Origin of the sequence: Burkholderia sp. Bp9143 (genome assembly GCF_003853645.1) — a bacterium.
Lineage (GTDB): Bacteria > Pseudomonadota > Gammaproteobacteria > Burkholderiales > Burkholderiaceae > Burkholderia.
The window spans coordinates 1-20,926 of record NZ_QTPO01000086.1; the positions used below are offsets into that span (position 1 = coordinate 1).

Below are 20,926 nucleotides of genomic sequence, written 5' to 3' on the forward strand. Positions count from 1 at the left end.
GGCTACGCCGCCTCCGACTTCTCCCCACCGGCCAAAACCTCTGTCGCTATACCGGCCAAAATGATTGTCGCCGCGCAAGCGGCGTTGCCTCGGTTGTATGCCGCCCGTTTCGGCCGGAATCCCTTGTACCGAGGAGTGGTTCCGATCAAACAACTGGGCGATCTGCTGCAGTGACTCACCCTTGCGCCAGCGCTCCCACATCAGCGCCTTCTGGCTGTCTGTATAGTAGATCCGCCGTCTCTGTTTCATTGCAACACTCCTTGCTGCTATGCAGTCTCAAGTCTGTTGCATCGACGGGTTGAATCCGCAGCGGAGAATGGACACAGTGTCTCAGGCAGTCGAGTTACCCATCAGGTGCCAGAATCGACGGCATACATTGGAGTGGAAACGAACGGTCGTCGAACAGACGTTTGAACCCGGTGCCGCAGTCGCCCGGGTCGCCCCGGCTGGGGCGACTTTGGTCCTACTTCGTTTCGCCCCCGAAGTCTCCACGACTGCCTCGAACGTGCTGGTGACGACGACGTTCTGACTCGGGGGAGCAACTGTCAACGACACGCCTCTGCGGCAAGTATTTTTTCTTCCACCTGCTGTTGGAACATCCCATGCCAAGCGATGGGCAACTGAACCCAGTCAATCAACGCAGGGTCGGTTGATTGGTACATAGTGGTCGCCGAAAGCGTCGCCGCGAGAACCTTTGCGCAACTAAAAACAGCAAAGTATTTAAGTCTAAAATTGCTAATCTCTTGACCGCCGAGATCAGAATAGATTTTTATTACATCCTCGGCATCAATGGCTGACCCTCCGCACTGAATGAAATAAGCAAGGTCGTCAGCTGGGTCTCCCAGTCTTACGTTTTCCCAATCCAATATTGCAGTAACCTTCCCCGATTCGACCAAAATATTGTGTGGGCCGAAATCATTGTGAACAATACATTGCTTGCCGTCATCAGCCGGAACGTTATCCTCCAGCCATTTAAATACTCTAGAAAAGGTAACTGAAGCCGGAGCGGTCGCTAACCAGCTTTGGTTACGCCAATAGTCAATCGCGGCGCGCGTGTTGTCCGCCAATGTCTTGTGTCCCATCCAGCGAATCAGTTTAGTAATAGCAACTGAATCGTCCACTTTAATATTGTGGATCCCAACCAAATTGGTTAGAAAAGACTGCGTCAGATCTCTTGAAAACTTTGACGCACTTCCAACCGCATTCCCCGCGTTTTCCCCAGGGGCCCGTCGAGAGACCATAAATCGCGAGCCCAAAGCGCTTGCATCTCTCTCGATCCACAGAGGCTCCGCAACTGGAATACCGGCATTCCACATAAGCCGCACTATCTCAAACTCATCGTCGATTTCACTAGCAGTGTGTTTCAAAAAACGGTCGTTTTTTTCTGCGCGCACTACGACGGCATCTACGGAATTGTCAGCTTTCAGCGCCTCGACCAATATCGTCTCCTTCTGAAATCCGCCAACCAGTTTCGTAAACGATTTAAGTCCGATATACTGATTATTAAACCGACTACGGAGATAAGTCTCGAATCGTTGACTTGTAATAGAAATAGGAGCACAACGCGACTCGATTACGGCAACAGGCAGAAGCGCCGCATAGAATCTCCTTTCTACGTCTTGCGTCTTTCGCCAAAATCCTTTGTCTAGTGGATCTACCTGGGCGGCGATCTTATTCAATTGATCAAGGGCCTGCCCCACAGCCTGCTGTATATCATCGAAGGTGCCCGAAACTGAACTCGGTAGGCCGCCATCTATTGGAAGATCAAGCAGATCCGCCGATTCTTTGACCAATGAGATAATTTCAGAATGAATGGAAACAAAATCAGCGAGAGATTCGCGCCTTATCAAATGTTGAACGACCAAGCGCAGCATACCAACAACATGCCGAATGTCGGCGCGACCTTCGCTATCGATGCCGTCAAGGGCCGTAATCATTCCCCGAAGCAGTCGCTCGGTCGACGGAATTAGAAGTGGTTGAGATATATTTCCGCTCATTTAGCTGATCCGGTTGTTCCTGAAAGAGACTTGCCCGACGACGCCGGGCTTTTTTTGTGATCTCTGGCTTGTCGCCCGTAAATCGATGGCGAGAGACCATATCGCCTTTTGAACATTCTCGCCAAGTGAGCTTGATCGAAGAACCCACACTGAATTGCCGTATCACAGACGCTTTCACCCCTCGCCAGGATTTTACAGGCTCGATCGAGACGCGCCTCCATCAAATAGTCGCCTGGACTGTAATTCGTCGCCCTTTTGAACTCACGCGAGAAATGGGCAGTCGATAATCCGACGACGGCTGCCAAATCTGCGATACTGATCCGTGTGTCTAGTCTTTGTTCGACCCAGCTCATAATTTTGGAGATCTGAGATGGATTCAAACCAGATCTGAAAGATAATTCTGGCGCTTTTCGTCCGTGCCGACGACCAAGCGCCAGAACGAAAGCTCTCACGATTGATTCTGTTACATCGGGATGCGGTGCTGGGTTTCGGAGGTCTGCGATAAGCGCATTAAACAGAGATTGAAGTACGGGATCAATTATTCCGAAGCCCGATACTAATTCATGATGACCACCCAAGATGGTGTCCATGAAGTTTCCGTCAATAATGGCACCACTAAATTTTGCATACCCCGAGCGGCGGCGACTGGAAAAAGTTGTTCCCTCTGCATGGATCCAGAAGGATCCCGGCAGAAAATCATACGTAACATCTTTTCCCGTATGATCATCGCGCACGGTCATTTCCAGGGTTTTGTCCGCGATATTCATCGATACAAAATGACCGTCAACCATTAGATCAACGGCCTCCCAGGATGCTGCTGTCCCAATTTCGAGGTGTACGCCCCGCCAGGCCTCTCCCTGAGACATTACTTCAAGCTGAATCTCAGGCGCTGCAGATAGCGAGGAATAAAACCCATTGTTTTCGAATGAGACCCAACTTTGCAATTTGTTTGTCATTGAGTTACTCTGCTAAACAAATTCGATGTGCAAGCCCGAGCTCGATTCGGGCGAGACGTGAGGTGAACCGTGGGTCGTTAGTCATAGAGCGCATATCGCGTTGTCTTTCCCTCCCAGTGGTCCGCCCTGTCGGCCGCGCCGTTGAAATGGTTACCGGCTAGCTCGCAAAAGAGATGAGGAGTTTGGCATGGAGCGGGCCAGGACGGGCCGCTGCGGATGGCGTCCTGGGCCAGCGCCACCCGGTGCCTGTGGCTTGCCGGGTGCGCGCCGCCGACCACCGGCACGAGCGCTGCTCGACCTCATTGCCGGTTTTCGGAATGGCGAACGGAACGCCGCCGTAACAGCCTCCCAAGACAAGCTCGTCTCGGACAGCTTTGCAACTAGTGGCATTTTTGATTGAGTTTGCCTGCACGTATGCAGGAAACACAATATCGCGGTGCGATGGGTACACCTGCATTTGGAACGCGGGGTAGCGATTAAACAGTTCCGTCAACCCATCAAGCTTATCAGTGTACTGCGTATAGTTTTGCGCGGTGATCGTGTACAGCCGCTTATCGTCGTAAGGCGACGGACGTTGGCCGGGATCCTTCCAGTCATAGCTGGCCGGCGCATGGACACCGGTGCCGGTATACGGCGGAATGGTTCCTTCCTTGTTTCCGGCCTTTTCGGCGCCGAAGGCAGTCAGCTTGTCACCGCCAAGTTGCTTGGCCTCTTCAGCGGTCACGGCAGCCAACGCGGTGTGACATATCTGCATCGAACCCGCTAACAAGATGATTTTATTGAACATGTCTCTTCCGAATGTTATTAAAATAAAAACTGACTGAACCGAACTGAACCACGTCAAAACGATTTACTTTGAGGTCGCAAACAATGAGCCAGAGAGAATCAGGACGCCGGCGCGCTGTCTTCTCCGGGTGCGAACCATCCGTTTTTGCCAATTGATCCGTCATAAATCGGTGGAGAACCCGTGCCTCCCTGAATGTTGTTCGACGTTTCGAAGCAACCGTATCCAACGCGATCTCCCCATGTCGCTTGACAGAGGCTGTCGTAATAAAGCGTGGTGTGGATGATGTTGGCAATGGCCGGGTACATGGGCTCGAACTTGACAATGTACTCCTCGCCAGTAGTCAATGTCATGCGCGTTGTACCGCCAAAGTTGGTGCCACCGTCTTCACCGATAATGGCGCGCACAACAATCTTCTCGGCCATGATTACTGTGTTGTTACGAATTACCCACCCTAACTGCCCAGATTGGCCATTTCTTGTGAGAAAGGTCAGCGCAACAAACGAGTGCTCCTTGCCGAAAGTGGCCACTGTCCAACGATGCGCAAGCATCGATGACACATCGCGCGTACCCCAGCCGTGGTCGCGGATGCCCAGCGCGTTGATCTTGTAGGTCTTGCCCTTGACGACCATGGTGCCGGTGACGCCGCAGGCCGCATCGATGTGCGCGCCCTGAATGCCCTTCGAATCGACCGCACCTTCACGCCGGTGCACGTCGACCGCCGGCACGTAGAGCTCGACGTCGAGGTGCGCCTCGACGTCCTGGTCCTTCAAGGTCCAGTGGATGGTTTTGCCGTCGAACAAGTACTGCAGCGAGTCGTCGCCGTTACTGAAGCCCCGACCCGCCGGCCCTTCGAGGCGATCCTGCGGGCGCAGCGGCAAGGTGCCGTAGCGGTGATAGATGCCGTCGGGCGAGGTGATGCCGATCACGAACTGCGTGTGCCCCCCGTCGCAGTTGGGCTCATGCCCGAGACGGAAACAGCCGCCGACCGCCTGCTCGGCATCGTGCCAGTACAGCACGAAACTTTCCTGCCAGCCGACCTCGGGGCCGGGCCGGTGCGGTGCGTCTTCTTCTGCCGGGTGCACATAGATCCGGCCACCACCCACAATCTCCATAGATCAACTCCTTTGGTTCATGAACGCCTCGCACCGACCGGCGCGCAGGCTCAATGCGATTGGCGTGGCCGGTAACCGCCGAAGATGGGCGCATGCAGTACGCCCGGCGGCGCCGCAACGACGCTGGGAATGGCGTTGACGACCGTCGCCATGGTCGCGGCGAACGCTGGATCGGGCTGCTCCTGTTCGGGCCGTTCGAGGCTCGGCACCGGATCGACCCGCACCCGCATCGACGGCCGCCCTTCCACCTCGATGAGCCAACTGTAACGGTCGGCGGGCACGGGCCAGTCGGCCGCGCGGTCGCCGACGAACCAGTGGATCTCGGCGCGGATGAAAGGCTTGCCGTCGACGATCCCGGTGGCCAGGTGCTTGGTGCCATTGATGCTGCCGGCCGGCACACGGCCGATCGCAGCGATGTGCAAATCGACCGGCGTTGTGACGACTTCGAGCCCGGTTTCGATGCGGTCGAGCTTGACGTTGAGCGCGCGTGCGACAGAGGTCACCATCTCCGAGAAGAACGCGGCCCAGTAGACGCCGTACGGTGTGCCCGCGTGGAAGTCGGCCGGCTGCTGGCCAATGCCGATGGCTTCTTTCAGCATCACCACCGCCGGGTGCTTGGTGGCGTTGGCGATCTCGATCAGCCGCACGTACTCGATGTCAGCGCACATGCCGGTGAGCGTGGGTGCCACGCGGTCGAACATGAAGCCTGGTTCGATGCCGGTGCCGAAGAGGCTCGCGTTGCCAGCCTTGCAGGCCGCGTCGAGCCGGGCGACGATCTCGGGGCCACGCGATTCGGGCGCGAAGTAGCCTGCGGTCGTGATGACGTTCTTCCCCGAGGCCAGCAAGGCGCAGATGTCGTCGTCGAGCTGCGGCAAATTAGCTGCAAGCGGAGTGTAGATGACACAGTCGGCCTCTATCGCAAGAATTGCCTCTCGACTTCGGGTCCCCTTTACTCCAGTCGACGGCATTCCGACAATTTCCCCGGCGTCTAAGCCCTCCTTGGCTTCGCTGTAGACGAAGAGACCTACAAGTTCCAGTTCAGGGCGACGAAGGATCTCTTCCAAGCATTGACGTCCCACCTCACCAGTGGCCCATTGGATTACCTTGTATTTCAATTTTGTCTCCTTCTGATTCAGATCGTGTCTCTGAATAGATATTGCTTGGATTTCAGAATGACCGCGCTAAGCGTATCCACAGGTCAGCGCACGCGACTAGCACTTGACACACTCCGCTGAAAGTCCCTCCCGCACCCACGGTGCGCAGCGAGATGGTCAGGTGACTGCATCGAATTTTTGGCTGCATAGAGTCCATCGGCTTGCATCTTTCGAACGCAATCTGTACGTTCGTGCTGCTGACCTCCAGCAGGCGGTTGAAAAGCGCCTCGTCATGACGACCGAAGCATTGTTCACGAGGTTTTCGTATGCAATTTGCTGCTGAATCGCGGCCTGGCCGGGTGGTTTTGCCGGCAATGCGCGTGCAGTCCGCACGCCACGCAGCCCACGCGCCAGGGCGGCTCATTGTGCCGCTCCTTGCAGCACCGCATCGGGCATTCGCGCCATGCGGGTCAGATTGCTTGCAATCATCGTCAGCTTGAAGTACTAGTCGACTCGCCTGATGCCTCGATAGACCGTCTGCCTGATGCTGCCAACGGTCTTGCCCCAGCCGAAATGCTCTTCAATACGTTTGCCGATGACCTGGCTGACCCGGTAGCCCGCGTGCCGGGAAGTGCGAGCGTCGATTGCGCTGCCGCCCGAGCGCTCATCGTTGCGCGCGACATGCGGCGTCACGTTGCGGGTGCGGCACTCGCTCATGAAGTCACGCGTGTCGTAAGCCTTGTCGGCACCCACTGTCTTCGCGTGAGTACCGGGCACACAGTCGAGCAGTCGCAGTGCACTGGCCCGCTCCGCGAAACCATCCGCATGACTGACCACAGCGCCCACCGACCACCAGCCCCGAGCTATTCTCCATCAGGATGTGGCCGTGGTAACCGAGGATCGCCGGACTCTTGCGACTCTTCTTGAACAAACGTGCGTCCGGATCCGTGCTCGACTCATGTGTGGCGTTGCTGCGCGGCTTACCCTTCCAGTCGGTGTAGCGTTGGTTAGCGGATGCGAACTGCTGAAAAACGTCGTCATAGGAAGCAAGCCAAAGGCGCTGTTAGGCTTGAGCCAAAAGGCACGCAGTCGGATGTCCCGCTTGACACTCGGGGCACGCGGACACCTGACTGCCGGCGAATAGGCAGAACCTAACCTACTCGTGTCCTCTACGCGGAACACGGAAAGCCCAATTGTCCGCCCACGCCAGTGGGTTGGCTATGGCAGGCGACTCGCAAGGGAAACTGTTGGACAAGTGGGTATGAGAACGTGGAAAAAGCGAACGGTGGCCTGTAATCGGCCGCATAAGGGTTCAAAATTTGCCCTAACCCGAGAGAGTGCAGACTTCCGCGTGGTGCAGTTGTCGCAGGTTCGCGTCAAGATTCATCGAGGGGAAGCTTGTGAGAGACCGGTCGCACTACGGTTCAGCGCTCCTCGTCTGCGTGTGAGGCGAATCAACAACATGACAGCCTGCGAAGGACTCGTGCGTTGTGGCGAGACCGGCGTCAGTGCGACGTTTAATGCTGTGCGCGAGCCGTATGCAGGGAAAGCTCGCACGTACGGTTCTTCGGGGGCTACGTTTCCGAGAGGAAACGCGGCTACCCTCTATAAATCCATCCCATTATAGGAACTTCTTCATCCATGACGTGAGGAATGGTGGACTGGGAGGCGTCATTCGAGGCGTATCTGGAACATGTGTGTGAAGCGCTTGGGCATAGCGACCGCGAGTCGGGATTGAGGGGCTATTGCCAAGGATTGATGCTGTCAATTCGGCGAAAGAGCGTCGAGCCGCTGGCAGCACATCTGGAGCCGGAGCATGTGAGCGCGCGGCACCAGTCACCGCATCATTTCGTGGCGAGGTCGGAATGGTCCGATACGGCGCTGCTCGAGTAGGTGCAGCGCCGGGCGCTACCGCATATGGACCCGGATGGCGAGTTGCACTGGACCATTGACGACACGGGATTTCCCAAGAAGGGTAAGCATTCGGTCGGCGTGGCACGGCAATACTGCGGCCAGCTGGGCAAGCAGGACAACTGCCAGGTTGCGGTGAGCCTGTCGGTGACGACGGAAGACGCGAGCCTACCGGTGTCGTACCGATTGAATCTGCCGCGTGAATGGAGCGACGATCCCGTGCGACGACAGAGAGCCGGCGTGCCCGAGGAAACCGAGTTTGCAACCAAACCGGAGATTGCGACCGGGCAGTTGCGCGAAGCACGGCAAAGCGGCGCGCCCGACGGTATCGTGTTGGCCGATGCGGGCTATGGAGATGACACCTCGTTTCGGGAGGCCGTCAGCGAGCTCGGGCTGCAGTATGCGTGGGGCATTCGCTCGAACACGCGCGTATGGGCGCCGGGCACGGCTCCTCTACCGCCCGAGCCCGCCGCGGGGAAGTCGGTCCGGCCACGCAGCTTGTTACGGCGCGCTACTGATCGATCCATTGCTGCCACCGGCGAAGCCTCGTGCAAAGAGCGATCCTGGTCGTCCTCGCGTGTCCGATCGTGCGGCGCTCAACGGCATCCTGTTCGTGTTCAAAACGGGAATCCGCTGGAACCACTTGCCGACTCGGCTGGGCTTCGGGCTCGAGCGCAACTTGCTGGCGGCGATTGAACGACTGGCAAAAGGCTGGTGTATGGGACCAGCTACACGAGTTGTTGCTCGACAAGTTGCGTGCGGCCGGCCAGATCGATCCGTCATACGCTGCGGTCGATTCGTCGTCCGTGCGCGCCTTGGTTCCAAGCACCACATCCTTGTAGAGGCCAATGGCGATCCTGACCGGCGCGAACGCCAACGACGTTACGCAGTTGTTGCCGCTCGTTGATGCAATTCCGCCGATTCGCGGTGTCCGTGGTCGACCACTTCAGAAGCCCGGCGTCGTCTACGCCGATCGCGGCTACGATTCCACGCGACACCGACGTGCGCTGCGTAACCGCGGCATCAGGCCCATGATCGCGAAGCGCCGGACCGAACACGGGAGCGGGCTCGGCAAGTATCGTTGGCTGATCGAACGTACGCACTCCTGGCTCCATGATTTCCGCCGTCTGCGCACGCGCTTCGAGCGGCGTGCTGACATTCACGAAGCATTCTTGAAACTCGGCTGTTCGCTCGTCTGCTGGAACATCTTCAGACGAGCTGAGCAAGGTTTTTGAACTGACCTCTAAGTGCTCGAGCGCATCTCCGATCAGCCGCATCGACGAGCCGCTTCCGTGGAGCGCCGTTGCGCACTTACCGTCCACCGTTCGTGTCTAACCCATCCGATAGCATCGCGAATCTCCATCGTCAACAACCAGCCCTACGGCGCTGCTAGGGCGCTTACGCAGGTTCGCGCTTACCCCTTGCCTTCAATGCCGACCGGAAATCGACGCTCCGGACCGCGGGCACGCCTCGATCCGGTGGCGCTTCCCTTCGGGGAGACGAGCGTCATCTTCAGCGACGCCAATCGCGTGAGGTGTCATCGTAGACGTCGTCGCGCTTGATGTGTACGTAGACTGTTGAGCGGGCTTGGCGCTAGCCCAAGCCGCCAGGCGCCTCCGAAACGGAGGCGCCTCTTCCAGCATCGTTATTTTGTGTTAGCATACAATGTTCATAAGGGCCGATTGTCGATCCCCTGACCGGCCTCGGCACGAGGAGTAATCAAAGGCTGCAAAGAACCACCTCTGCCAAAAACTAAGCAATGGACTCCGAGATGCCGAGAACCAGTCGAAGTGCCAAATCACCCGCCGAAACTCGGACGACCGCAAGCAAACCCTCGTCCAAGCGCTCCAGCAACGATGGCGAATATTGGGACCAGCGTCTCGGCTTCTTGATGCACGACGTTTCCCGATTAAGGCGAACGGTATTCGACCAATATGTAAGGCCACTCAACGTGACGCGATCTCAATGGTGGGTACTTGCCCATCTGGCGCGGCACGACGGCATGATTCAGACTGACCTTGCGGACCTGCTCGAATTGGGAAAAGCGGCGCTGGGAAGCTTGGTGGATCGACTCGAGGCGTCCGGTCTTGTTGTTCGACGTGCCGACGAGATAGATCGGCGCGTCAAACGCATTTACCTTTCCCCTAGCGCTTCCAAACTAATTGCCGAAATGCGCGTCTACAGCAACGAAATGAGCGAGCGCATCCTCAAGGGACTCACGGACGAGGACAGGCACACCCTCGTAGACCTTCTGACAATAGTGAAAGAGAACTTGCGCGCACTTGCTAAAGAAAGCGAATGAGGTAGAGCCGGCGCCGCAAACTCAGGCGCGCATCCACGGTGACTCAAAAATGAGAGGGCGGACACATGGATTAGTGTCCGCCCCCAACAGCGCACCGGTGCGAGAGGATCAATTTACAAAGCGTAGCATTGCTAAGCGCGTACACTCCAAAGCACCCGAGTAAATTTTTTTGTCGACCCCCAGAATCATATTCAACCTGTACTTGATCTCTCTTTTTTGAAAGGATTTAGATGAATCATGTACGCCCTTGCGCCAGTCAGAAGCCCACGTGATTTGATCCCTTAAGTTGGAGAATTTCCCGCGCTTCAGCCGGAGTTGCCACCTCCAGCCCCAAGCCCTCGAGAATGACGCGAACCTGGCGGACCTGCTCAGCGTTTGACCTAGCCAATTTCCCGCGTGAAATCCACAAGCTGTCTTCAAGACCCACGCGCACGTTTCCGCCAATTGAGGCGGCCAGAGCAGCAATTTTCATCTGACTGGCGCCAGCGCCAAGGACTGACCAGCGGTAGTCTTCCCCAAACAGTCGATCAGCTGTACGCTTCATATGGACTACATCATCAGAGTGCGTCCCGATTCCACCGAGGATACCAAAAACCGTCTGAATAAAGAAAGGTGGCTTGACAAGTCCGCGCTCCACAAAGTGTGCGAGGTTGTAAAGGTGTGACGTGTCATAGCATTCAAATTCAAACCGGGTTTCGCTTACCGAAAGTTCAGTCAGTACCGTTTCGATATCTCCGTAGGTATTTCGGAAGATGAGGTCCTTGCTGCCTTCGAGATAGGGGCGCTCCCAGTCGTATTTGAACTCTGTATAACGCCGGAGCATCGGATACAGCCCAAAATTCATTGTGCCCATGTTCATCGAGGCAACTTCCGGCTTGAGCAGCTTGGCCGGCATCATCCGCTCCTGAACGGACATATATGGCGAACCACCAGTCGTAAGGTTGACGATTGCGTCGCAATTTTCCTTTATCACACGCAAAAATGGAACGAATGCCTCTGGTCGCTGATCCGGCTTTCCCGTAACGGGATCTCGAGCATGGAGATGAATAATCGCAGCGCCAGCCTCTGCTGCAGCGATGGATGATTCGGCAATTTGTTCGGGAGTTACAGGAATGTACGGAGACATCGACGGCGTGTGGATGGCGCCCGTCACCGCGCAACTGATGATCACCTTGTCTTGCTTGAACATGAATGCCCCTCGATAAGAATTGTGCGTAAGGCCACGGAATATTCAATATGACTTTGGCAGGCCGAGCACTTTTTCTGCGATAAAACACAAGATTAGTTGCGGTGATATTGGCGCAAGCCGTGGCAACATGGCCTCTCTCAGGTAGCGCTCCACATGATATTCCTTCGCGTAGCCAAAGCCGCCATGGGTAATCACAGCGGTCTCCGCAGCCCGAAACCCTGCTTCCGCGCAAAAGAACTTGGCGGCATTTGCTTCAGCCCCGCATGGCTGGTCTTGGTCATATAGCGATGCCGCACGCTGGTACAACAAGGTGCCCGCCTCAAGATCGATCCAGCGCTCAGCCAATGGGTGCTGAACGCCCTGATTCTTCCCAATCGGTCTATCGAACACGATGCGCTCTCCGGCATACTTTGCAGCGCGACGAAGAGCCGCACGGCCGATGCCAATTGCCTCAGCCGCAAGTAAGCACCGTTCGGGGTTGAGGCCATGGAGGATATATTCGAAACCACGCCCTTCTTCCCCAATGCGATCCTCAACCGGAATCTCCAAGCCGTCGATAAAGAGTTGATTCGAGTCCACCGCTTTCCGTCCAAGCTTCTCAATCTCACGCACCTCGATCTTCGAACGGTCAAGGTCGGTATAGAAAAGACTCAAGCCATGAGTTGGCGACGCGACTTCCTCGATCGGCGTCGTACGCGCCAGTAGCATGATCTTGTGTGCAACTTGGGCGGTGGATATCCATACTTTCTGACCGTTGACGATGTAGCGGTCGCCCTTGCGGACCGCCGTGGTCTTAAGTTTGAGCGTATTCAACCCCGTGTTCGGCTCGGTCACACCGAAACACGCTTTGTGTTCACCTTGAATTATTGGCGGCAACCACCGGGCGCGCTGCTCATTGCTGCCGTGCACCACAACAGGGTGCAACCCAAAAACGTTCATATGGATGGCCGATGCAGCAGATAGACAGCCACCGGATGCCGACACTGTTTCCATCATCAAGCAGGCGTCACTGATACCCAATCCAGCACCACCAAATTCCTGGGGCATCGCAATGCCAAGCCATCCGGCCTTCGCCATCGTGCTATAGAAATCTTCCGGGAATCCACCCTCCCGATCCTTTCTCAACCAATATTCATCATCGAAGTCAGCACAAATTTCCTCGACAGCCGAGCGAATTGCATTTTGCTCATCGGACAATGCGAAGTTCATAGGTATCCTCTTCTCGAGTTGGACCAATCGAAGCCAGTTAGCGCCTTTCTGGGCTAACCCTAGGATGAGCGACAAAGCGCCACGATTCGTTGCGCCTGCTTCAGATGAGGCATATCCAGCATCTGCCCGTCCAGACCGACCACACCGATCTCGGGATTAGCGCCGAATGCTTCAATTACGCGACGAGACCACGACAGTTCCTCATCACTCGGGGTGAACGCCTTGTTAATGACAGGAACCTGTGCCGGATGGATCGCAATCTTTCCGGTGAATCCGCGCTGGCGTGCAATTAGGCAATCTCTCTGCAATCCAGCCTCGTCAGTAAAATTTCCCCAGATCGTATCGATCGGTTGGACACCGGCGGCGGCCGCGCCGGTAAGGCACAAGCTTCGAGCCAGTTGGTAGACCTGGTCATATTCGCCATCAGGGCCTCGATTGGTGCTTGCGCCTAACGCAGCCGCAAGATCCTCTGCGCCCCACGTCAACCCGGCGAGCCGGTCTGAGCAACCTTTGTAAGAGCCTAACGCGAACATGGCAATCGGTGTCTCCGTTGTAACCGGGATTATTCCGATGCTTCCGCGAGCAATCGCATCGCGAACTTCCAGCGCGTCAAGCATATGGCCCAGGCGCGCCACTTCCGAAGGGGACTCAACCTTGGGAAGCATGATGCCGTCCGGAGCCCCAGAAGCGACGACCAAGTCGAGCAACGCCGCAGGGGACGACAACGCGTTGATGCGCACCCACAGTTGCTGCCTACTTCGATCCCGGTGCGCATGCAAATACTCCAGGACCATGGCACGCGCAATAGACGTTCGACTTGGTGCAACGGAGTCCTCCAAATCAAGTATCAGCGCATCGGCAAGCGAATTCGCGGCCTTTTCAAGCTTACGTTCACTGTCACCCGGCACAAACAAGAACGACCGGAGTGGACGACGCTCTCTTAAGTCAGCATTCGATACAGTTGACATGGAGGTCATGCTATCTCTTTTTGCTAAACAAATTACGGCCGATGATTTCACGCATGATCTCCGACGAACCTCCTGCAATTCGGCGCACTCGCGCGTCGATGTAGGCACGAGCAATCGGATATTCGAGCATGTAACCATAGCCACCAAAGAATTGGAGGCACTCGTCAACTACTTTACATTGCAGTTCTGTGCAAAGCATTTTTGCTGAAGCTGCATCCACTGCATCGAGTTCCTTGCATAGATGCAGTTCCACGCACCGATCCACGAAGGTTCGCAACGCAAGGGCCTGTGCATGCAGTTCTGCAAGCTTGAAACGCGTATTCTGAAAGTCACCAATCGCCTGGCCAAAAGCTCGCCGCTCGGCAACATAGTCGATCGTCCACCCAATGGCGGCCTCGACGACCGCCATCGCCGAAACCGCGATGGTCAACCGCTCCTCGGCCAGCTTGCTCATTGCCATCGTGAATGCGTCGCCCTCGGCGCCAAGCACGTTACCGACGGGAACGCGCACATCCTCAAAGAACAATTCGGACGTATCCTGTGCTTTGAGTCCAATCTTCTTCAAATTGCGCCCGCGGCGGAAACCTTCGCGGGTGGCCTCCACAAGGATAAATGTCATCCCCTTCGCGCCGGCCGCAGGATCAGTCTTACAAGCGAGCACGATGACGTCGCATAACTGACCGTTAGAGATGTAGACTTTTTGTCCGTTTATTACATATTCGTCCCCATCGCGCACTGCCCGGGTACGGATGCCCTTGAGATCGCTGCCAGCCGACGGCTCCGTCAATCCGAGTGCACCGATGACCTCCCCAGCAGCCATCTTTGGCAACCAAAACTGCTTCTGAGTTTCAGTACCAAATGTAGCAATGTAGGTGGCAACCATATCCGAATGCACTGCAAATCCAGGACCTGTTGCTCCAGCCCGCGCGAGTTCCTCCGTAATCACTACGTTGAAGAGATAATCCGCCCCACAACCACCATACGCTTCCGGCAGATTTGGGCACAGCAGGCCTGCAGCGCCGGCCTTAAGCCAGAGTTCGCGATCCACTCTGCCCTGCTCTTCCCAGTGCTCATGGTAAGGAACGATCTCTCGATCGACGAAGCGTCTGACAGTGTCGCGGAACTGCTCGTGTTCCGGCTTGAAAATTGTGCGTGGAATCATAACGCTACATCTCGTCCTGGTTAGCTACGCAGTAGATTTGAGGCGATAATATTTCGCTGAATTTCATTAGTACCACCAAATATTGACCAACACCGCCCGTAAAGGTAGTAGTAGTTTGCAGCACTGGCCCTCACCCATGGCAAATCAGAACCCAATCCCCCACCCGACGCACGCAGGGTCGCGTCATAACACGCTGCATATGCGTTATGCGCATCACGCCAAAATTCCGTCATTGACTGCAATACTTCGGTCCCCCGCACCTTTAGCACTGAAGCACCAATGCCGTCGTCCCGACCGCGCATCCATTCATCGATGTAATCGTGCTCCAGCGCAATAAGCGCCGTCAGATCCGCTTCAATCCTTGCCAACCGCTCAGCCTGAAGTAGTTGCTCAGCCGGGTGTAATTGAGAAGCCTCATCCGCCACCGTAGCCTTGATTTGACGCATCATGCGGATCTTGTTGCCGGTATCAGCGATGAACGTGCGCTCTCGCGACAACAGAAATTTGGCAATTTTCCAGCCATCGCCCTCTGTCCCAACGAGGTTCTCGACAGGAACCTTCACATTGTCAAAGAATACCTGGTTAGTATGATGAACGCCGTCTATCGTGATAATCGGCTCGACCGAAATACCCGGCGTCGTCATATCGATTAGGAGGAAGCTGATCCCCTCCTGTTTTCGCCCGCTTGAATTTGTGCGCACGAGGCAATGCATCATGTCGGCCCAATGCGCCTCAGTGGTCCACATCTTCGTGCCGTTCACGATGTAATAATCACCGTCGCGCTCAGCCCGGGTTTTCAGCGATGCGAGATCCGATCCGGCATTGGGCTCGGAATATCCTTGGCACCACCACGTATTGCTATCGAGAATTCCAGGCAGGTATTTCTGCCTCTGCTCAAAATTTCCGAACGTGTAGAGAACTGGCCCAACCATATTTACCCCGTAGGGAATAAGCATCGGCGCCGCATTTATCGCACATTCCTGCAGGAACGCGTGTTCCTGTCGAATACTCCAATCTTGCCCGCCGGCCGCCCGAGGCCACGCCGCGCCGAACCAGCCCCGACGGCGCAATGCCTTTTGCCAACCAACGTAATCTTCCTTTTGCAGATAAATTCCGTTTTCGACCTTGGAGCGAGTCTGTTCGTCCAAATGCTTGGCAACAAAATCCCGAACTTCGGCGCGAAACTCCATCTCGTCAAATTGAATCGACTCACCGCTGGAATGCATGTCGGTCTCCTAGTCAGTTCATCGCCTGCACGACTGCGACGGAGCCCGTTGACCAGCGTTCCAAGAGCTTGCTTAGAACGACCAGGCGCGAGTTGCAGTGGCTGACAATCAATTCGTCGGTCACACCCATTCCGCCATGCATTTGAATGGCGTCGTGACCTACACAAGCGCTGCATCGCGCGATGACGGATGGCACCGCATAGCGCAGCCACCGAATCCGATCGGACTGCGCCTTGTCGAGTGCTTCGTCCACACTCTTAGCCATTGCGCGCGACATGGCGCGCGCTTCCAGTGCCGCCATATGCATGTTCGCCAAGCGGTGTTGCAGCGCCTGGAAACTGCTGATATGAACGCCAAATTGTTCGCGTGTTCGCAAATAATCCGATGTAATCGACACCAAGTTGTGCATTACCCCTGCGGCCTCCGCCGCATAAGCGCTTACAGCAGCCGCAGACGCTGCGGCCATCGCAGATTCGGCAAGCGGCCCTTCCAACATCACATCAGATGGCGATACGACCATTGATTCGAACCCGACGTCGCACGCCTCGCGTCCGTCCATCATCCGATAATTGAGAACCCGCGCGGCGGCGGCGCTGGCGGTAACTCTAAGTATTCGCCACACTCCACCCTCATCGACACATGGGATAAGCCATATGTCGGCCTGAGCCGCGCCCGGTACAACTCGCGCGATTCCGGACAATTCATAACCCAAGCCAGTTGACGCAAAGCGCAGGTCGTCCCCTTTTCTGCCGCCAACCAACACTGTCAATTTCTCACCCGACACCATTGCCGGCAGCATAATCCCTGAATCGGCTGAAAAAGTCAGTACCGCACCCGCGATCACAGTCCCCTCGATCAACGGCTCCAAGAGTAATCCTCGGCCCAAGACATACAACATGTCGCAGACATCGCGAGAATCCGCTCCAATACCTCCGCAGTCCGAACTTACGGACAATCCGAGGACACCCAGTTCCGCCAACATCGGCCAGTAGGTGCGGTAGTCCAAGTCGGCCCGGTTGAGTCGTGCTCTTCTGGCACTAGGCTCATACGTCTCGTCGATAAACCGATTCAATGCTCGTTCAATGATGCTCTTCGATTCAGCATCCAGAGAAATATCAGAAGTTTCCATAGCACTCACGCCGTAGGTGTAGGAACGCGATACATCAGCGCGCTTCGTTTGCAAGAGCAAACAACCTCATCACGCTGGTTGTACCCGATATGCTCGAAGATAACGATGCCGTTGCCTGGGCGAGATTTGCTTTCCCGCTTCTCGATGACCCTCGATTCCGCACGTATCGTGTCACCCACAAAAACGGGATTTGGAAAGCGCACTTCGTCCCATCCGAGATTGCCAACGGTCGTGCCGAACGTCGTGTCGCCAACGGTAAGGCCAACCACCAAGCCCAACGTGAAAATGCTGTTGACGAGAGGCCGGCCAAACTCTGTCGTTTTGGCGTACTCCGCATCTATGTGGATCGCCGCTGGATTGTGGGTCATCGCCGTGAACAACACATTGTCGGTTTCAGTGACAGTGCGCCGTACATCGTGAGAAAAGACACGCCCCAGTTCAAACTGTTCAAAGTACAAACCAGCCATCGTAACCTCGCAAGGAATTTTCGCCCATGTCGTATGGAAGCATACCATATCCAATTCTCGCCACAAGTATCGTGACAAGAATTTCACACCGCATGCGTGCAGCAGCCCCCACGCACCGTCAACCATCAGCCAAAAGACTATAGAGCGACCGTCGAGGACTCTCGATAACCCTGAGGTGAATTGCGACGAAACTCCCATCTCTCCGCGCTCCGGCCGGGTCCCTATGTGCAAACCCTACGATGAAACACGCACAACTTCCCACGATCCTTCGGGGTTGACGTCAATCTGATTGATGTATATCGTACGCTTCCATACCACATCATCCTTTGACATTTGGGTAGCGGCAACGACGCACCTCCTGGAGGCTAGATAACGTGACGGCAAATCGAACGGTCTATGGAATTACCGGCTTTGGCGGCTACGTGCCCCGACTCCGTATGCAGCGCGCAGCCATCGCCGCGGCGCATCGATGGATGGCACCTGGCCTTACAGCAATCGCCAAAGGCAATCGCGCATTCTGTAGTTGGGACGAGGACAGCGTCACCATGGCAGTCGAAGCCGCTCGCGGCGCGTTGGGCGAGCTTGATCGAAAGGATATCGAATCGGTGACGTTCTCGTCGACTCGCGTTCCGTTTAATGATCTGCAATGTGCGAGCATCATTGCAAATGCGCTGGCCCTTGAGCCGTTTGTCCAAACATTGGATATAGGGCGGTCCCAACGGGCAGGAGTGGGCGGACTCCTCACGCAATTGCGCGCGGCCGCAGGCACTGCATTGTTTGTCGCGAGCGACCACCCCGCGGGTAAACCAGCAAGCAGTCAAGAAATAGTCTACGGTGCAGGTGCCGCGGCTTTCACTCTTGGCAATAGAAATATCGTCGCAGAGCTGTTGGGCAGCGCAAGCCGGACAAATCTATTCGTTGATCATTTTCGGGCGACAGATAGCCAACACGACTACTACTGGGAAGAGCGCTGGATCCGCGATGAAGGCTACGCAAAGATCGTGCCGGAAGCCGTGAAAGCTGCCCTTCTTAGCGCCAAAATTGGCGCGGATGAAGTGGCACATTTTATCTTCGCGTCGCCGTTCAAGGACGCAGCTCTCATGATCGCCAAAAAATGCGGCGTCCCTCCGGAAGCTGTGGCAAATCATCTCGATCAAGATTGCGGGTACACGGGCAGCGCGCACCCTTGCCTGATGTTGGCGTACGCGCTGGAGCACGCTCACCCAGGTGACGTATTTGTCGTCGCAGGGTTTGGACAAGGGTGCGATGTGCTCGTACTTCGAGCCACCGCCGCAATCTCCGCTTTCAAACCGCGACGTAGTGTCAGCGCTGCATTGGCGGACGGGCAGTCCCACGACTCATACCTTCGCATGCTGTCGTATGACAAAGGTATCGAGCTCGAGTGGGGTATGCGCGCGGAAAAGCAAGTGAAAACCGCGTTTACCGAGCAATATCGTTCGGCGCATCAACTTGCTTGCTTCGCCGCTGGAAAATGCCCCCAATGCGGTACCGTTCAATTTCCTCAGCTCGCATATTGCGTTAATGAGAATTGTCACGCAGTTGCGTCGAAATTCGAGCAAGTGAACCTCGTCGACCAGCCTGCAAAGGTACTTACACATACTGGCGATTGGCTTTCCTATCACCCCTCTCCGCCTCTCTATGTCGGGTTCGTTCAATTCGACGTTGGCGCGCGTCTACTTATGGAAATCGTCGATGTAGGAGAAGCTGGCCTCGACGTCGGAACACCTTTGAGAATGGTCTTCCGTGTCAAGGACGTCGATAAGGCACGTGGCTATCCGCGCTATTTCTGGAAAGCCACGCCGTTGCTCGCATAAACAAGAGGAGAGAGATCCATGGCATCCGGAATCAAGGATAAGGTCGCCATCATTGGCATGGGCTGCACACGTTTCGGCGAACGCTGGGATGTCGGTACCACTCAATTGCTGGCTGAAGCGTTCGACGAAGCTCTCGCCGACGCTGGCATCGAGCGCAAGGAAATAGCGGCGGCCTGGTATGGCTCATGTATGGATTCGGTCAATGTCGGCAACTCGGCAATCCCTGCATCGGTCGCGTTACGACTGGACGGAATACCAATCAGCCGTATGGAAAACATGTGCGCAACAGGCACGGAGGCACTACGAGGTGCGGCATACGCAGTCGCGTCCGGTGCCGTTGATTTCGCGCTTGCGATTGGCGCGGAAAAGCTGAAAGACACCGGCTACGGCGGCCTGCCCCCGCCCTATAAAGGAACATTCAACGATCTGTGGCTCCCGCTGGGCTCGGCTCCAGCTGGATTTGCACAGTTGGCAGCGGGCTATCGGACGAAGCATGGGATTTCAAAGGATCTTCTCAAGCAAGCGCTTGCCCATGTCTCGTGGAAGAGCCATCAGAATGGCATCCACAGCCCAAAGGCACATCTCCGCAAAGCAGTAACGATGGAGCAAATTCTCGCTGCGCCAATGATTGCTGATCCTCTTGGACTCTTCGATTGCTGCGGCGTGAGTGATGGCGCCGCCGCTGCAATCGTGACAACGCCCGATATCGCACGCGCGTTGGGAAAAAAGGACATGGTGACGATCAAGGCAATTCAACTGAGCATTAGCTCTGGCATCGAATCAACGACGAATCACTGGGACGGCAGCCACGTGCGCAATACCCGCACAGCTGCCAAACGCGCCTATGAGGAAGCCGGGATAAACAATCCGCGAGAACAACTTTCGTTGTTGGAGGTGCATGACTGTTTTTCGATCACCGAATTGGTCACGATGGAAGACCTCTTCGTTTCGGAGGACGGGCGTGCGGTGAATGATGTACTCGATGGTTTCTATGACAGAGACTCTGGTGGCTTGCCATGCCAGGTCGACGGCGGCCTGAAATGCTTCGGGCACCCGATTGCAGCATCCGGACTGCGTATGGCCTATGAGATCTACAACCAGTTGCAGGGCCGTGCCGGCGAACGGCAATTAACCAATCCCAGCCTTGGACTCACGCACAACTTAGGCGGCGTTCCTTATCTCGGAATAGCAGCGCTGTCAATCCTTGGGTTGCATCACTGAGTCGCCACGCAGTGGAATTTCATTCAGCCTCGAACATGACTGAGCAACGCGTAGCAATCGGATCGGCCGGACACGTTCGTGGACCGCGCATAATTGAGCCGTCCGCTACGCCGAGCTTGCTTCAACCTCAAAAAATTGTATATGTCCCAGGCTCCAGCGGTGCGCCGGTCGATTTCATGTCGGAGCTGTTTCGGGAGCGTCACTTTACGGAGAATGTTCATCTCCTGACGACGTACGTGCCGGGAATTAATAGGCTTGATTTAAGTGAATTTCACCACACCGGAAAAATCACCGGCCTGTTTATGCAACCGGCATTCTCGCAAGCTCAACGCGACGGCCAATTCCGTGCCTTGCCGATATC

General features: G+C 55.9%; 15 protein-coding genes and 5 pseudogenes. 6 read left to right on the plus strand and 14 right to left on the minus strand.

All coding sequences use genetic code 11. The features are described from left to right. The 7 genes and pseudogenes from DIE23_RS40605 to DIE23_RS37485 form a co-directional block, all read right to left on the minus strand. Positions 1-249, minus strand: a pseudogene (locus DIE23_RS40605) (hypothetical protein); the annotation flags it as partial. Positions 250-545: 296 nt separating this feature from the next. Continuing rightward, positions 546-1,997, minus strand: coding sequence for a phosphotransferase family protein (locus DIE23_RS37460; protein ID WP_124617749.1), 1,452 nt, complete (start codon positions 1,995-1,997; stop codon positions 546-548). Further along, positions 1,994-2,953, minus strand: coding sequence for a helix-turn-helix domain-containing protein (locus DIE23_RS37465; RefSeq protein WP_124617751.1), 960 nt, complete (start codon positions 2,951-2,953; stop codon positions 1,994-1,996). The genes DIE23_RS37460 and DIE23_RS37465 overlap by 4 nt, the downstream gene beginning before the upstream one ends. Before the next feature lie 157 nt (positions 2,954-3,110). After that, positions 3,111-3,740 carry a DUF1329 domain-containing protein gene (locus tag DIE23_RS37470; protein ID WP_124617753.1) on the minus strand — a complete coding sequence of 210 codons (630 nt, stop codon included), beginning with the start codon at positions 3,738-3,740 and terminating at the stop codon, positions 3,111-3,113. 98 nt (positions 3,741-3,838) lie between these two features. Continuing rightward, positions 3,839-4,852: a hypothetical protein gene (locus tag DIE23_RS37475; RefSeq protein WP_124617755.1), complete on the minus strand. Its 1,014-nt coding sequence runs from the start codon at positions 4,850-4,852 to the stop codon at positions 3,839-3,841. A 50-nt stretch (positions 4,853-4,902) separates the two neighbouring features. Next, positions 4,903-5,967: a hypothetical protein gene (locus tag DIE23_RS37480; protein WP_124617757.1), complete on the minus strand. Its 1,065-nt coding sequence runs from the start codon at positions 5,965-5,967 to the stop codon at positions 4,903-4,905. Positions 5,968-6,366: 399 nt separating this feature from the next. Beyond that, positions 6,367-6,943, minus strand: a pseudogene (locus DIE23_RS37485) (transposase); the annotation flags it as partial. A gap of 659 nt (positions 6,944-7,602) precedes the next feature. Here DIE23_RS37485 and DIE23_RS37490 point away from each other — a divergent pair. The 3 genes and pseudogenes from DIE23_RS37490 to DIE23_RS37500 all read left to right on the plus strand — a co-directional run. After that, positions 7,603-8,400, plus strand: a pseudogene (locus DIE23_RS37490) (IS701 family transposase); the annotation flags it as partial. After that, positions 8,372-9,092: pseudogene (locus tag DIE23_RS37495) on the plus strand (IS5 family transposase). The pseudogenes DIE23_RS37490 and DIE23_RS37495, both read left to right, overlap by 29 nt. A gap of 536 nt (positions 9,093-9,628) precedes the next feature. Continuing rightward, the gene (locus tag DIE23_RS37500) at positions 9,629-10,159 is read left to right on the plus strand and encodes a MarR family winged helix-turn-helix transcriptional regulator (protein ID WP_221623386.1); all 531 of its coding nucleotides are present in this window, start codon (positions 9,629-9,631) and stop codon (positions 10,157-10,159) included. 256 nt (positions 10,160-10,415) lie between these two features. On the opposite strand, the gene DIE23_RS37505 is transcribed toward DIE23_RS37500, so the two are convergent. Genes DIE23_RS37505 through DIE23_RS37535 form a run of 7 tightly spaced genes read right to left on the minus strand, consistent with a single transcriptional unit; the run spans position 10,416 to position 17,509 of the window. After that, complete coding sequence (locus DIE23_RS37505) at positions 10,416-11,348, minus strand: 3-keto-5-aminohexanoate cleavage protein (RefSeq protein ID WP_124617762.1); 933 nt, start codon at positions 11,346-11,348, stop codon at positions 10,416-10,418. A gap of 42 nt (positions 11,349-11,390) precedes the next feature. Further along, positions 11,391-12,557 carry an acyl-CoA dehydrogenase family protein gene (locus tag DIE23_RS37510; RefSeq protein WP_124617764.1) on the minus strand — a complete coding sequence of 389 codons (1,167 nt, stop codon included), beginning with the start codon at positions 12,555-12,557 and terminating at the stop codon, positions 11,391-11,393. A gap of 59 nt (positions 12,558-12,616) precedes the next feature. Beyond that, positions 12,617-13,534: a CoA ester lyase gene (locus tag DIE23_RS37515; protein ID WP_260436355.1), complete on the minus strand. Its 918-nt coding sequence runs from the start codon at positions 13,532-13,534 to the stop codon at positions 12,617-12,619. Between the two features lies 1 nt (position 13,535). Beyond that, positions 13,536-14,687 (minus strand): acyl-CoA dehydrogenase family protein, encoded by a 1,152-nt coding sequence (locus DIE23_RS37520; RefSeq protein ID WP_124617766.1) that lies wholly within the window; start codon positions 14,685-14,687, stop codon positions 13,536-13,538. Positions 14,688-14,707: 20 nt separating this feature from the next. Next, complete coding sequence (locus DIE23_RS37525; protein WP_124617768.1) at positions 14,708-15,913, minus strand: acyl-CoA dehydrogenase family protein; 1,206 nt, start codon at positions 15,911-15,913, stop codon at positions 14,708-14,710. Positions 15,914-15,926: 13 nt separating this feature from the next. Then, positions 15,927-17,042 (minus strand): acyl-CoA dehydrogenase family protein, encoded by a 1,116-nt coding sequence (locus DIE23_RS37530; RefSeq protein WP_124617770.1) that lies wholly within the window; start codon positions 17,040-17,042, stop codon positions 15,927-15,929. Positions 17,043-17,047: 5 nt separating this feature from the next. Further along, positions 17,048-17,509, minus strand: a complete 462-nt coding sequence (locus tag DIE23_RS37535) for a MaoC family dehydratase (protein WP_124617772.1) — start codon at positions 17,507-17,509, stop codon at positions 17,048-17,050. A 374-nt stretch (positions 17,510-17,883) separates the two neighbouring features. Here DIE23_RS37535 and DIE23_RS37540 point away from each other — a divergent pair, with 374 nt between their 5' ends. The 3 genes and pseudogenes from DIE23_RS37540 to DIE23_RS39935 all read left to right on the plus strand — a co-directional run. Continuing rightward, positions 17,884-19,344 (plus strand): 3-oxoacyl-[acyl-carrier-protein] synthase III C-terminal domain-containing protein, encoded by a 1,461-nt coding sequence (locus tag DIE23_RS37540; protein WP_260436356.1) that lies wholly within the window; start codon positions 17,884-17,886, stop codon positions 19,342-19,344. 18 nt (positions 19,345-19,362) lie between these two features. Then, positions 19,363-20,565, plus strand: a complete 1,203-nt coding sequence (locus DIE23_RS37545) for an acetyl-CoA acetyltransferase (protein WP_124617774.1) — start codon at positions 19,363-19,365, stop codon at positions 20,563-20,565. Between the two features lie 35 nt (positions 20,566-20,600). Continuing rightward, positions 20,601-20,926: pseudogene (locus DIE23_RS39935) on the plus strand (hypothetical protein); the annotation flags it as partial.

Excerpts from the sequence above, each read along its gene's own strand:
- DIE23_RS37500 (WP_221623386.1), top strand. The coding sequence starts at position 9,629 with ATGCCGAGAACCAGTCGAAGTGCCAAATCACCCGCCGAAACTCGGACG.
- DIE23_RS37530 (WP_124617770.1), bottom strand. The coding sequence starts at position 17,042 with ATGGAAACTTCTGATATTTCTCTGGATGCTGAATCGAAGAGCATCATT.
- DIE23_RS37545 (WP_124617774.1), top strand. The coding sequence starts at position 19,363 with ATGGCATCCGGAATCAAGGATAAGGTCGCCATCATTGGCATGGGCTGC.
- DIE23_RS37535 (WP_124617772.1), bottom strand. The coding sequence starts at position 17,509 with ATGGCTGGTTTGTACTTTGAACAGTTTGAACTGGGGCGTGTCTTTTCT.
- DIE23_RS37515 (WP_260436355.1), bottom strand. The coding sequence starts at position 13,534 with ATGACCTCCATGTCAACTGTATCGAATGCTGACTTAAGAGAGCGTCGT.
- DIE23_RS37510 (WP_124617764.1), bottom strand. The coding sequence starts at position 12,557 with ATGAACTTCGCATTGTCCGATGAGCAAAATGCAATTCGCTCGGCTGTC.
- DIE23_RS37460 (WP_124617749.1), bottom strand. The coding sequence starts at position 1,997 with ATGAGCGGAAATATATCTCAACCACTTCTAATTCCGTCGACCGAGCGA.
- DIE23_RS37525 (WP_124617768.1), bottom strand. The coding sequence starts at position 15,913 with ATGCATTCCAGCGGTGAGTCGATTCAATTTGACGAGATGGAGTTTCGC.
- DIE23_RS37465 (WP_124617751.1), bottom strand. The coding sequence starts at position 2,953 with ATGACAAACAAATTGCAAAGTTGGGTCTCATTCGAAAACAATGGGTTT.
- DIE23_RS37520 (WP_124617766.1), bottom strand. The coding sequence starts at position 14,687 with ATGATTCCACGCACAATTTTCAAGCCGGAACACGAGCAGTTCCGCGAC.
- DIE23_RS37470 (WP_124617753.1), bottom strand. The coding sequence starts at position 3,740 with ATGTTCAATAAAATCATCTTGTTAGCGGGTTCGATGCAGATATGTCAC.
- DIE23_RS37505 (WP_124617762.1), bottom strand. The coding sequence starts at position 11,348 with ATGTTCAAGCAAGACAAGGTGATCATCAGTTGCGCGGTGACGGGCGCC.
- DIE23_RS37475 (WP_124617755.1), bottom strand. The coding sequence starts at position 4,852 with ATGGAGATTGTGGGTGGTGGCCGGATCTATGTGCACCCGGCAGAAGAA.